The sequence below is a fragment of the Phyllobacterium bourgognense genome, from assembly GCF_003337575.1.
In the GTDB taxonomy this organism is placed as follows: domain Bacteria; phylum Pseudomonadota; class Alphaproteobacteria; order Rhizobiales; family Rhizobiaceae; genus Phyllobacterium; species Phyllobacterium bourgognense.
The window spans coordinates 45,897-59,344 of sequence record NZ_QPJM01000014.1 but is presented as its reverse complement, the minus strand read 5'-3'; the positions used below and the strand labels follow the sequence as shown (position 1 = coordinate 59,344).

Sequence of the window (13,448 nt, the reverse complement as noted above, 5' to 3'; positions counted from 1 at the left end):
TAAAGGACGAATCCATGGTACATCCTGCCTTTTCACCTTCCCATGTAGCCGTAGTCACAGGAGGCGCATCGGGTATCGGCCTTGCAGCTGCAAAACGCTTCACCTCCATGGGTTTAAAGGTCGCTATTGCTGATCTTGCAGGTGAAAAACTCGACCGGGCTTATGCGGTGGTTTCTGAACTCGCCAGCACCGGTGATGATGTCATCGCTGTCGCCACAGACGTGACTAACGTCGAAGATCTGCGCAAACTGCAGCAGACGGTCAATGACAGATTTGGCGGCATTGCCGTCCTCATGAACAATGCAGGCATCCAGCCTGGCAGCAGCGTTTTCGATCCAGATCACTGGGACAGGATCATCGCCGTAAACATGTTCGGCATAGTCCGCGGCAGCCAGGTTTTTGGCCCGGACATGATCCGGCGAGGCAAACCCGGCCTCATCATTAATACCGGCTCCAAGCAGGGCATAACCACACCGCCTGGCGATCCTGCTTACAATGTCTCGAAATCGGGCGTGAAGACCTTCACTGAAGCCTTGCAGCATGAATTACGTAACACAAAGGACTGTCACGTAACGGCTCATCTGTTCATTCCGGGTTTTGTCTATACGCCCTTGACTGCAGGAGATCGCACGGAAAAGCCAGCTGGCGCGTGGACGCCGGAACAAACGGTCGATTTCATGCTGGAACGTGTATCAGCCGGTGATTTTTATATCCTTTGCCCGGACAACGATGTAGCCCGTAGTCTCGATGAGCGGCGCATCCTCTGGGCAGCCAATGATGTTATCAAGAACCGTCCACCTTTGTCGCGCTGGCATCCGGACTATCAAAGCGAATTCGCTGATTTTCTTAATCAGGATATCTGACCCGCTAATTCTGGGACACAGTCTCGGATATTGTGCCCCCCCAATTGCAAGAGCGATTTCCAGATCAGTCGCTTGATACCAAGACTGATCCGGTTCTATGCTGACGAGAACCTTTAATTGACCAGGTTGGATTCGTAATGACCTCATCTCCCCAAATCCCCGCCGTCGATCCCGTCAAGCTCGATCGTCTGGCGGAAGTAGCTATCAAAATTGGCTTGCAGTTACAGCCCGGACAAGATCTCCTGATCACGGCCCCGCTTGTCGCAGTTCCTCTGGTGCGTCGGATCACAGAACACGCCTACAAGGCGGGAGCGGGTCTCGTGACATCGCTATACAGCGACGAAGAAGCCACTCTTATGCGCTATCGCAACGCGCCAGACGAAAGTTTCGATCGCGCCACAGGCTGGCTGTTTGAGGGAATGGCGAAAGCCTTTTCTGCCAATACAGCTCGGCTTGCAGTTGCCGGTGACAATCCGATGCTGCTCTCATCGGAGGACCCGGAGAAAGTCTCCCGTGCCAACCGGGCGCAGTCACGCGCCTATCAGCCTGCGTTGGAAAAGATCACCAATTTCGAAGTCAACTGGAACATCGTTTCGTACCCGAATCCATCCTGGGCGAAGCAGGTATTTCCCGATCAGGATCCCGAAGTAGCTATAACCATGCTCGCTGACGCAATTTTTGCGGCGTCGCGTGTCGATCTGGACGATCCTGTCGGTGCCTGGCGTGATCACAATGCCGCCTTGCACAAACGGACAAAATGGCTGAACGAGCACACTTTCTCGGCTTTGCATTTCAAGGGACCCGGCACCGACCTCACTGTCGGCCTGGCCGATGAACATGAATGGCACGGTGGTGCTTCGGTTGCGAAGAATGGCATTACCTGCAACCCGAATATTCCCACCGAAGAAGTTTTCACGACACCCCACGCACTGCGGGTCCATGGTCATGTTTCGAGCACCAAGCCACTTTCCCACCAGGGCACGCTCATCGAAAATATCCAGGTCCGCTTCGAAGGCGGCAGGATTGTCGAAGCCAAGGCGACGCGGGGCGAAGAAGTCTTCAACAAGGTGCTTGGCACCGACGAGGGCGCACGTCGCCTCGGCGAAGTGGCGCTGGTGCCAAATTCCTCGCCAATTTCGGCATCGGGCCTGTTGTTCTTCAACACGCTTTTCGATGAAAACGCTGCGAGCCACATCGCGCTCGGCCAATGCTATTCGAAATGCTTCGTCAATGGCGGCATCCTGACACCCGATGAAGTTGCGGAGCGAGGTGGCAACAAAAGCCTCATTCACATCGACTGGATGATCGGTTCGGGCGAGATCGATGTTGATGGTATCAATAAGGACGGTTCCGCTGTCCCCGTGATGCGCAAGGGCGAATGGATTTGATCGTTGAGTTCATGAAAATAAAAAGGCCACTACGGGTGGCCTTTTTGTTTCTGGCTATGGTTAGGCAACCAGCCGCCCAGCCGATTCCGCTTGCGCATAGGCCTTGCCGAAACGATTGGCGAGAAACGCGTCAAGCGCAATATCTTCCTGCTTGAGAAAACCCTGCTGTGGCAAGGCGCCGTTCGCGAGCATGTCAAGCACGGCGCAAATGGCCGACGCGGTCGTGATCTGGATCCCGCTATAAAGCTGCGATCCGATATGGCCGCTGTAGACCTTGTTGGCATAGGTTTCCTGAAGGAGACGGCCCTTCTTGCGGCCGCTGACCGTAACGAAAATCACGACGACATCCTGCAAGGTAGACGGCAAGGCGTTTTCAAGAATATCCTTGAACACATCGCGGCGATCACGCAGTCCAAGGTCGTTGAGCAGCGCCTTCATGATGGCCGCGTGGCCCGGATAACGAATGGTGCGATAGTTAAGTGTACGCACCTTGCCGAGGAGCGTTTCGCACAACGTGCCGAGCCCGCCAGACGTATTGAACGCCTCGTAGGTCACCCCGTCGAGCGAAAACTCCTCACGCTCTTCCAGCGGTGGAACCTCCGTCAACTCGCCATCGACGATCGCTTCGCAGGGCTCGCAATATTCGTTGATGACCCCGTCTGTGCTCCATGTCAGATTGTAGTTCAGTGCGTTTGACGGATATTGCGGCAGTGCGCCAACGCGCATGCGCACGCTTTCCAGGGTATCGAAGCGCTTGGCCAGATCGTTGGCTACAATCGAGATGAAACCCGGAGCAAGACCGCATTGGGGAATAAAAGCGGTCTTGGCGGTCGCTGCCAGCCGCTTGACGATGCGCGTGCTGGCCACGTCTTCTGTTAGATCGAGATAATGAATGCCGGATTTGGCGGCAGCTTCAGCTATGCGCGTGGTCAAATGGAATGGCGCTGCACTCAGCACGGCGAATTTGCCCTTGAGAACGCTTTCAAGCGCTTCGGCTTCGGAAATCTCGATGCAAGCGGTTTCAACGAGCGGCGATACATCCAAGGTATCTAGCTGGGCTTGTGCCCGGTCGACGACCGTTACGCGATAATCTCCCGTACCAGCCAGAAGATTAGCGATGGTCCCGCCGATTTTCCCTGCTCCAACGACAACGATCTCTTTCATTTTGATTCCCCTCGCATATAAAAACTTTATATGAATTTCACATATTGCTCGGCGAAATGAAGTCTATAAACTGACGAAACAACGCTATTAGTTTATCAATATGCCGATTGGATTTGTCATTATGCTGTCGGAAGCCGATCATGCCCTGCTTTCATTGCTGCGCGAGAATGCGAGAGCCTCGACTGCCGAGCTTGCCCGCAAGCTGCGCGTGTCACGCACCACTGTGCAAAGCCGCATCGAGCGGCTGGAAAAACGCGGTATGATAAGGGGGTATAGTGTTCAGCTTTCCCCCGAATACGAACAGAACCTGGTCAAGGCGCATGTGCTGGTGACTGCCTTGCCGAAACTGGCAATGAAGGTTGAGGCTGCCTTGCGAAAAATCGCCTGGGTCAGAACGCTTCATTCTGTTAGCGGTCAATTCGATATGATCGTTATCGTTGAAGCACCTTCGATACAGGAACTGGATAAATTGCTCGACGAGATCGGCGCTCTTGAAGGTGTCGAACGCACCATGTCGTCGATTATTCTCTCCACCCGTATCGATCGATAATGGCACGCGCACAACCTAATACATGCTGCTTGACTCTTGCTGTCATCGGATTCCATAATAGAACATATCATGAACATTGAAAGGCTACCGTAGTGACAACCGTCGATCTTACGGCGTTGAGACGCGACATCGCATCTCTTGGAGAGAGGAATGCGCGTGCTGCGCAGCGCTCCGCCTTTGACTTCGGCGACAATGATATCGACCGCGTCTTCCGCGAGGGGATGCAGCGCGGTGCCGTGCATGAAATCTTCGCAGAAGAAGCTGGCGACGCAGGTGCGGCGACCGGTTTCGCTATTGCCCTTGTCCTTCGCGCGTCTCCGGACCAAAGCCCTGTTCTATGGTTGGAAGAAGATTTTGCAGCGCAAGAAAATGGCTTCCCATATGCTCCCGGCTTGCAAAATATCGGGCTTGATCCGCAACGTCTTATCATCGTGCGATGCGCCTCACCGCAGGATGTTTTGAAAGCTGCTTCGGACAGTCTCGGTATTCGTGGCACAGGCGCCGTCATCATCGCGCCGTGGAGCAACCCGAAGTGTCTGGACCTGACCGCCTCGCGCAAATTGCTGCTGACGGCGCAACAAACCGATGTGCCGGCTTTTCTTCTACGACTGGGTGCATACCCCAGCGAAAATGCCGCCATCACACGCTGGTTGATCCGGGCAGCATCTTCACAATCGAGTGGCGCCAATGCACCCGGCCATCCGGTTTTCGATGCCACGCTCATACGTAACAGACAGGGAACGACAGGCCATTGGATCCTGCAATGGGAAAGTGATGATCATGTTTTCAGACAGATCGAGCCGGTTTCTGGCACTATGGTTTCCGCACCTTCCTACCGACCGCCTCAAACGCGAAAATCCGGGACGCGCCCATACTGATCAACACCTGATCGTGGTGGACAAACTTGCCAATGCCTTGCGGCTGACAGCTGTCGATGAAAACGCTGCCAAGGCAGGGCTCTATAAAGGCATGGCACTGACAGATGCACGCGCGCAATTTGAAAAACTGGATATCGCTTTCGCCTCACCGCGCAAGGATGCTTTCCTGCTCGAAAAGCTGGCCGATTGGTGCGATCGCTACACACCGCTTGTGGCACTTGATGAGCCTCACGGCCTCCTTCTCGACCTGACCGGCTGCATTCATCTTTTTGGCAATGAAAGCCAGCTTGTTCAAGATATTCATAAGCGCCTTCAGTGCAATGGCATGATCGTCCGGACCGCTCTTGCAAGCAATCCCGCTGCAGCACGCGCCCTTGCTCGACACTCGCCCGGTGGCATCATCGACAGGAATGACGAGACGCGCAGATTATACGCCTTGCCGCTTATCAGTCTCGATATCGAAGAGAACCATCTCGCCGGTCTCAAGCGAGCGGGCTTACGCAGCGTTGGGGATATCGATGTTTTGCCACGCGCTGCACTTACGGCTCGTTTTGGCGCAAATCTTGTTAGCCGACTCGATGCATTGTTCGGTCGTCAGGACGAACCTATTACTCCTCGCCGTATCGTCCCTGTCTGTATGGTCGAGCGTCGTATGGCAGAACCGCTTATCGCCATGGAATCCGTAGAGCACGTTCTTCTGTCCTTGAGCGACGAACTTTTCCGTCGCCTGCAACAAAGAGTTGAGGGTGCCCGCGAGATCGAAGCCAGCTTCTTTCGCGCCGATGGCAATGTACGTCGCATCAGCATTCAGACCGGACGTCCCATTACCGAAACAAAACCCATGTTTCGACTATTGAAAGAGCGGCTTTCCACACTTAGCGATCCGCTCGATGCCGGTTATGGTTTTGATATCATCCGGCTTGCCGCTGTTCGTGTGGAGCAGAGCCAAGCGATCCAGAAAAGCCTCGACGACAGAGTACAAGAAACAGAGGAGATCAACACGCTTGTCGACCGGCTTTCCATTCGTCTTGGCAATTCCCGTGTGCTGCGCCCGCTGCCTGTCGATACGCATATTCCCGAACGCGCAGTTTCACTGGAACCTGCCGCCTCAGCAAGACAGGACATGGCGTTTGAACGGACGCCAGAACATAATCCGGGCAATCCTCCGGAGCGGCCGATCCGATTGTTTCAGCCACCCGAGCGGATTGATGCGACGTTTGAAGTCCCTGATGCCGCCCCGGCACGATTCACCTGGCGCCGGGTTCAACATATTATCACCTTGGCTGAGGGACCGGAACGCATCGCCCCCGAGTGGTGGCGCGAACATGCAGGCGCGCTGACGCGGGATTATTACCGCCTCGAAGACAATAGAGGCCGTCGTTTCTGGGTGTTTCGCGAAGGCTTGTACGAGCGTGGCGATCCCACACCGCGCTGGTTTCTGCACGGGATTTTCGCCTGATGCCGCCTTATACGGAACTTGCTGTCACCAGTAATTTTTCCTTTCTTGAAGGCGCCTCGCAACCGCATGAACTGGTGCAGGCTGCAGCCATACTCGGGCTCGATGGCATAGGCATCGCTGACCGCAACACACTCGCGGGTGTGGTGCGGGCCTATAAGGCTCATAATGAGCTCAAGGAAAAAGCAGGAATACGACTGAACCTCTTTATCGGATGCAGGTTGGTCTTTATCGACGACACGCCAGACCTGCTCGTCTACCCACGCGACCGCGCCGCCTACGGTCAGCTCTGCCGTCTATTGAGCGAGGGCAAGGATCGGGCGAAAATCAAGGGTGAGTGCCACCTCCTTTTCGAAGATTTTCTTTTTCGAGCAAAAGATTTTCAGATCGCGGTCGTTCCACCGTTACGGGCAGATAAAATCTTGACTGCGTTCCTGAGAAAGCTTGTCATTGCTGCACCGGGCTCTGTCTGGCTTGCCCTTGCAGTGCCGCATCAGGGTGCAGACCGGCGGTACGGCGAAAAGCTGGCGCGTATTGCAACTGAGGCCAACGTTCCCTTGCTGGCGATCAATAATGTGCTCTATCACGCCGCTGCGCGGCGGCCATTGCAGGATGTACTGACCTGCATTCGCGAACATGTCACGATCGATACGGCCGGACGCAAGCTGGAAAAGAATGCGGAACGGCATTTGAAATCGCCTGATGAAATGCAGCGACTTTTCCGGCATTTCCCTCTAGCGCTTCAGGAAACGCAACGTTTCGTTGAGCCGATCGGCTTTTCGCTCGATCAGCTGAAATATGACTATCCTGACGAACCTGTGCCACCGGGCAAGACACCGCAACAATATCTATCCGAGGAAACGTGGAAAGGTGCTGCACTGCGCTATCCTGAAGGCATTCCGGAAAAGGTATGTGCGATTCTACGGAAGGAGCTGGCGATAATCGAAGGGCTTGAATATGCGCCCTATTTCCTCACGGTTTATGACATCGTCAAATATGCCCGCTCGCAAAATATTCTTTGCCAAGGCCGCGGCTCCGCTGCCAATTCCGCGGTCTGTTATTGTCTTGCAATCACAGCAGTTGATCCAAAACACACGGATGTCTTGTTCGAACGATTCCTCTCGGCGGAGCGGAAGGAACCACCGGATATCGATGTTGATTTCGAGCATGAACGCCGCGAAGAAGTGATGCAATGGGTCTATAAGCGTTATGGCCGCGATCGTGCAGCCATCGTGGCCACTGTCATCAGTTACCGCCCGCGCAGCGCTATCCGTGATGTTGGCAAGGCTTTAGGACTGACCGAAGACGTTACTGCTGCGTTGGCCAATATGGTCTGGGGCAGTTGGGGTACGGCGGTTGAAAAGAACGAGATCCGGCAAGCGGGACTGGATCCCGATAATGTCATGATACGGCGCGCCGTCCGGCTCGCGACCGAATTGATTGGTTTTCCACGCCACCTTTCCCAGCATGTGGGCGGATTTGTACTGACGCAGGAGCGCTTGGACGAAACCGTCCCTGTCGGGCCTGCGGCCATGAAAGACCGTACCTTCATAGAGTGGGATAAGGATGACATCGACGAACTCAACATCATGAAGGTGGATGTGCTGTCACTTGGTATGCTGACCTGCATTCGCAAGGCTTTTGATCTCATTCATCTGCATGGGGGCAACCGTTACGAACTGGCAACGATTCCCCAAGAAGACCCCGCGGTTTACGACATGCTTTGCAATGCCGATTCCCTCGGCGTGTTCCAGGTGGAAAGCCGCGCACAAATGAACATGCTGCCGCGTCTTCGACCAAGAAAATTCTATGATCTGGTGATCGAGGTTGCCATCGTTCGTCCTGGTCCAATCCAGGGCGATATGGTTCATCCCTATCTGCGCCGGCGCAACAAAATAGAGGACGTCCATTATCCATCTCCTTCCCCTGACGAAGGCGATAAGGATGAACTACGCAATGTCCTCGAAAAAACCCTTGGTGTCCCTCTATTCCAGGAACAAGCAATGCGCATTGCCATCGAGGCAGCAAAATTCACTCCCGACGAAGCCAATAAACTGCGCCGTTCCATGGCCACATTCCGCAATGTAGGCACGATCCACGAAATGGAGAAACAAATGGTGGAAGGTATGGTCCGCCGTGGTTATGAGCGAAGTTTTGCCGAAAACTGCTTCAACCAGATCAAGGGCTTTGGTGAGTATGGTTTTCCGGAAAGCCATGCAGCGAGTTTTGCGATCCTCGTTTACATTTCTTCCTGGATCAAATGCCATCATCCAGCGACATTCGCTGCAGCACTTTTAAACTCCCAACCGATGGGTTTTTATGCTCCCGCACAGATCATCCGCGATGCACGCGAGCATGATGTCGAGGTACGTCCCGTTGATATAAACTTCAGCGAGTGGGACAACACGCTGGAACGCATGGACGAGAATAATCTTGCCTTGCGTCTGGGCTTTCGACAAGTCGAAGGCTTTTCGAAAGCCTGGGCGGACGAGATTTGTGCAAGACGCGAGCGCCACTATAGTGACATCGAAGAACTGCGCCGCCTGACGCGACTGGAAAGACGAGCCTTTGTTCTCCTTGCTGATGCCGATGCGTTCCGTTCGCTGGAAATTGATCGCCGCGAAGCGCTCTGGGCGGTCCGTCGTTTCCCCAACAATGAAACTCTGCCGCTATTCCAGGTTGCTGAAACGAATGAATTGGCAAGTGAAGCCGAGACCAGGCTACCGCAGATGAAAATGTCCGAGCACGTCATTGCCGACTATGAATCGACGCGGCTTTCACTCAAAGGCCATCCAATGCAGTTCCTGCGTGAAGTGTTGGCGGCGGAAAACATTGTAACATGCAAGCAGGCAAACAGTCTGAACAATAATCGGCGGGTCAAACTTGCCGGCGTGATTACAGTCCGGCAAAGGCCCGGCAATGGCAAAGTCGTCTTTATGACAATTGAGGATGAAACTGGCATAGCCAACATCGTTGTCTGGGCAAAACTACTGGAAAAATATCGCAAGGAAGTCATGGGATCACGCCTTATCCTGATCGAAGGTACTGTTCAAAGCGCCGATAATGTCGTGCACATTGTTGCCAGAAAACTTTTCGACCGGACTGAAGATCTTCACCGTCTTTCCGAGCAACGAACTGTCATACCTGTGTCTCATAGCGACGAGGTAATACATCCGGTCCCGGATCGACCACGGGCCAGTCATCCACGCAAGGTGCGTATCTTACCAAGATCAAGAGATTTTCACTGACCGTTCAAGCCTGCTTGGCTCTCCTTGGCCAATGCTGCCCGGTCTATCGCAGTGATCATGCAAATTTCCAGATCACCCAGTCCATCCTTGATCTCTGATTCGGAAATACCCGCAGCTTCCGCATCCGCAGCACATTTCTCGGCCAGCTGCTTGGGCCGACGATCGTGATGTGCCATATCCGCCGGTTTGTTTGCATCGACATTCGTGTCGATCCAATTATTAACGAAATCGATCGCTCTTTGGCTCATACATTTTCCTCCTTGGCATCGCCAACGTCTCCCGTACAAAACTGCGGGAAGCGCAGAAGGTTGCGAAAAATACGCGATTAAACAGCTTCACCGGCCCAAACTTTGAATTTCGTCAGAACATTCGGCCCGAATATATTCGTCAGCGGCACATCCGCCGCGTCGCGCCCATGCGCGACCTTGATCCGGCCTATTCGGGGTCGGTTGTTCCGAGGATCAAAAGCGTGCCACTGACCCCCGAGGTAAACCTCCATCCATGCACAAAAGTCCATTTCCGCATGTGGCAATGGTATGCCGATATCGGTGATATAACCAGTGCAATAGCGCGTCGGAATGTTCAGACAGCGGGAAAAGGCAACTGCAAGATGCGTGAAATCACGGCACACACCACGGCCTTCGAAATATCCCATGGATGCTGTGCGAGTGGGGTTCGAATGCTCGTAGCCAAACACAATGTGGTTGTGCACGAAATCGCACACAGCCTGAACGCGTTGCCAGCCTTCCGGTACGTGGCCGAACAGGCGCCACGCCTCCTCGCTCAACAAATCCGTCTCGCAATAGCGGCTGCCCATAAGATAGACCAGCGTTTCATCCGGAAGATCTTGCACCCGGTGCTGAACAGCATCGAGAACCACAGGATCTGGCATGCCGCTGTCGTTGACGACGGCATTTGTAGAGCAAAAAAATGTGCCCGGCGCAGCGAGAATACGATTACACCAGTTGCCGAACTGGTCGTGATAGCCAGCGACACTGGCACCAAATGTTGTCTGGAACGTTTCGATACCTTCCAGATCGGCAAAACGCGAATGATGCACGTTCAAAATGGCAATCAGAGGCGTTTCCTGCGTAAACTCGAACGTCAGTTCACACCCCACATTAATCCTCATCGGCAGTTTTCCCTTAAAGCTTGAAAGTCTGATTTCGTCTAAAAAACACAGCACGACAGACTCTGGCACGAAAAGCAACCGGCCCCGACAAGGGACCAGCTAAAATTCGAGGTGACAAAGGCGATCAGGCCTTATCGACAACCTTTTTCACAGCATCCTTCGCTTTTCCCTTGGCCTGCTGTGCTTCGCCTTTCATTTCCTGCATTTTGCCCTTCGCCTGCATTTCCTTCGATCCGGTTGCCTTGCCGGCAGCCTGCCTGACATTGCCAGCAGCCTTGTTAGCCGCGCCGGAAAGTTTATCGGTGGTACTACCCATCAGGAACTCCTTAAAGCGTTCATCTACCTGAATTAAGCGGCCGGGTTTTGCGTTTGTTCCGCTGGTTCAAACTTTACAAGCATTTGAAAAATAATAATTTTATTGCGGTAGCCAACGACCCGGCGCCCACGGGGGAACAGGCACCGGGTCTCTAGTTACCGATCGAAGCTCGATCAGCTGGATGGAAACGTAGACAGCTCGCTCTTGGTTCCGCGAAAGCTTGGTCGTAAACGCGTAAATCTGGTGAAAATGGCGCCTGAAACGGCAAGACGATGCGAGGAGAACCGGGAAGGCGGGGTCTTCCCTCCGCCGAACCGTCCGCCATTCCATCAGATTTTATGAGTTTACGACTTGGAATCCGTGAGAATCCCTGGAGGCGCTCACTCGCAAACCTGTTGAATCATCGCTTCAATCGACGATACAAAAAAACAATTGCGTGTTGATCCAACGATCTTCTCACCGTCGATGTCATCCGCGTTTTCCGCCCAGAATCCGATAACGATCTGTATACGCGCGTTTCGCCGCCTTATGCGGCGGACGAGATATCGTGCGTGAGCGACCGAAGACGTGTTGAGATAGCTTATGCAGATGGTGCTGACGTTACTAAGATCAAGCTTGCCTATATTGACCGCCTCAAGCTCGTCATGGGAAATATCTCGAATATCAAAGTCCTTGCGCTCCAGAATATCGCCTAGAACAACCGCTGCGGCATCATCGAGGTCGCCGCGTCCACCTGCAGAGACAATCGTTTTCGACTTTTCAATTTTGGACTTTTTTTCGTCAGCGCCAGCCTTTTTGCCTTTGGCTTCCGCCTCGGCTTCCTTCACTTCTTCGTCTTCAACATCATGGTATTCTGAAAGGTTTTCGACGAGCAGGATCATGCTTTGCGCCACACGATTGCGCCTCGGCTCGTCAAGCACACCCCGGCCTCGATCGTGTTCGGCGAGCAGCAGCGCAGGGATGGCCACCGAAGCGTAGTAATCCATGACGGTCGCTGACTGCAAATATTCCTCTGCTTTCTCTGTTGCTTCATCCGGATCGCCAGATAACAGCCGTTGATATAGCTGTTGGGGCGGAAGGAGCACCGGCTCATTGCCGAGAAGAACATCGAGAAACTCGAACTTCGGCACATGTCTTCCAAGAACGACAAGACACACGGTGAGCGGTGTCGACAGGATCAATCCGATCGGCCCCCAGATCCAGGTCCAGACAATGGCGGCCATCAGAATCGCAACGGGGGAGAGACCGGTCTTGGAACCGTAGAGAAGCGGCTCCATGATATTGTTGCTGATGAGCTCCAGCACGATGAACAATGCGGCCGTCCAGAAGAGCGTCATCCAACCCGGATCGACCGCCAGCGACAGTATAAGTGGAAACGCAGCTGCGATGATTGGTCCTATATAGGGCACAAAACGGAGAACGATCGCCAGCATGCCCCACAGCATCGGGTTGGGAATACCAATGAACCACAGCCCGATCCCGATGGGCACACCGAAGCTGATATTGATGATCAGCTGCATCAGCAAATATTGACCGACGCGCTTGCCGGCATCATGCAGAGCAGTTGTCGTTCGGTGAATATCGCTGGCTCCCACCAACTTTATGAAACGGTCGCGCAAATCTTCACGCCGCATAAGCATGAAAATGACCACCACAATGACAATGCCAATCGTCGCCAAGGGTTGGATTAACGGTCCGGCAAAGGTCTGTAGCAGACTTAAGGGATCTGGTGGTGGATTGCGGATCTCCACAGGTACGGGTTTGTTGGGATCTGTTCCGCGCAGGGGTGGTAGAGGGGCAGGCGGTGCAACATTTTGGGGAGGCTGTCGCGCCGGGTCTGGTTTGGTCGCTGCTCGGTTATCGCTTTCAAAACGTTCCACTTCGTCCGACCGACCAATTTCCTCGCTGAAGCGTTTGAACATGCGTGCTCCCCGATCAAAAATACTGTTGCCCGACTGCGCGTCCTTGATCGTGCGAATCTTCGTCTCGATATTGTATTGATAGCTTGGCAGGTTTTGCGCCAGCACAGTGAGCTGACTCGCAACGATGCTGACGAAAATGAAGATCACAAGAAACGCCGTTGTAACAACACTCAATACAGCAACACCCTTCGGCACACCCGAACGGTGCAGGCGGGTGACCAGTGGTGACAGCGCAAAGGTCAAGAGCAAAGCCAGTGCCAATGGCACGAAAATGTCGCGGGCAAAATAAAGCGCTGCGACAACGGCAATCGCGACAATAACCGGTGGAAACCGATTCGCCGCATTCGCCGAAACAGGTGTATAGATCGATCGTTGGGTTACCCGTTCGACGGCACGCGATGTCCCCCCGGCTTCTTCAGAAGGCATAAAAACCTACCGGCATGACATCCATAAAATCCATCTCCATTGAAACCCCGCGACAGGAACGAAGTCGGCTCAATTTGGTTGCATTTTCGTTGCTGGCCACTGGTT

General features: G+C 53.8%; 11 protein-coding genes. 6 read left to right on the top strand and 5 right to left on the bottom strand.

Annotated elements, in window-relative coordinates; all coding sequences use genetic code 11:
- The first annotated feature begins 14 nt into the window (after window positions 1-14).
- Complete coding sequence (locus C7476_RS20590) at window positions 15-863, top strand: SDR family NAD(P)-dependent oxidoreductase (RefSeq protein WP_114431733.1); 849 nt, start codon at window positions 15-17, stop codon at window positions 861-863.
- Between the two features lie 137 nt (window positions 864-1,000).
- A complete protein-coding gene (locus tag C7476_RS20585; protein WP_114431732.1) occupies window positions 1,001-2,251 on the top strand; it encodes an aminopeptidase in 1,251 nt (416 codons plus the stop codon).
- Window positions 2,252-2,311: 60 nt separating this feature from the next.
- On the opposite strand, the gene C7476_RS20580 is transcribed toward C7476_RS20585, so the two are convergent.
- The gene (locus C7476_RS20580) at window positions 2,312-3,415 is read right to left on the bottom strand and encodes a saccharopine dehydrogenase family protein (RefSeq protein ID WP_114431731.1); all 1,104 of its coding nucleotides are present in this window, start codon (window positions 3,413-3,415) and stop codon (window positions 2,312-2,314) included.
- A gap of 121 nt (window positions 3,416-3,536) precedes the next feature.
- Here C7476_RS20580 and C7476_RS20575 point away from each other — a divergent pair, with 121 nt between their 5' ends.
- The 4 genes from C7476_RS20575 (at window position 3,537) to C7476_RS20560 (ending at window position 9,547) form a co-directional block, all read left to right on the top strand.
- The gene (locus C7476_RS20575; protein ID WP_114431786.1) at window positions 3,537-3,965 is read left to right on the top strand and encodes an Lrp/AsnC family transcriptional regulator; all 429 of its coding nucleotides are present in this window, start codon (window positions 3,537-3,539) and stop codon (window positions 3,963-3,965) included.
- 92 nt (window positions 3,966-4,057) lie between these two features.
- Complete coding sequence (locus C7476_RS20570) at window positions 4,058-4,843, top strand: ImuA family protein (RefSeq protein WP_114431730.1); 786 nt, start codon at window positions 4,058-4,060, stop codon at window positions 4,841-4,843.
- Window positions 4,844-4,856: 13 nt separating this feature from the next.
- Window positions 4,857-6,302, top strand: coding sequence for a Y-family DNA polymerase (locus tag C7476_RS20565; protein ID WP_114431729.1), 1,446 nt, complete (start codon window positions 4,857-4,859; stop codon window positions 6,300-6,302).
- A complete protein-coding gene (locus C7476_RS20560; RefSeq protein ID WP_114431728.1) occupies window positions 6,302-9,547 on the top strand; it encodes an error-prone DNA polymerase in 3,246 nt (1,081 codons plus the stop codon). Before C7476_RS20565 ends, C7476_RS20560 begins: the two co-directional genes overlap by 1 nt.
- On the opposite strand, the gene C7476_RS20555 is transcribed toward C7476_RS20560, so the two are convergent.
- The 4 genes from C7476_RS20555 to C7476_RS20540 all read right to left on the bottom strand — a co-directional run bounded on the left by C7476_RS20555 (window position 9,541) and on the right by C7476_RS20540 (window position 13,343).
- A complete protein-coding gene (locus C7476_RS20555; RefSeq protein ID WP_114431727.1) occupies window positions 9,541-9,795 on the bottom strand; it encodes a DUF768 domain-containing protein in 255 nt (84 codons plus the stop codon). The two genes, C7476_RS20560 and C7476_RS20555, sit on opposite strands and share 7 nt — an antisense overlap.
- A 77-nt stretch (window positions 9,796-9,872) precedes the next feature.
- Window positions 9,873-10,679, bottom strand: a complete 807-nt coding sequence (locus C7476_RS20550) for a transglutaminase-like domain-containing protein (protein ID WP_114431726.1) — start codon at window positions 10,677-10,679, stop codon at window positions 9,873-9,875.
- Between the two features lie 124 nt (window positions 10,680-10,803).
- Window positions 10,804-10,995 (bottom strand): CsbD family protein, encoded by a 192-nt coding sequence (locus C7476_RS20545; RefSeq protein WP_114431725.1) that lies wholly within the window; start codon window positions 10,993-10,995, stop codon window positions 10,804-10,806.
- Window positions 10,996-11,375: 380 nt separating this feature from the next.
- On the bottom strand, window positions 11,376-13,343 hold the full coding sequence (locus tag C7476_RS20540) for an AI-2E family transporter (protein ID WP_114431724.1): 1,968 nt from the start codon (window positions 13,341-13,343) through the stop codon (window positions 11,376-11,378).
- Window positions 13,344-13,448: the final 105 nt, after the last annotated feature.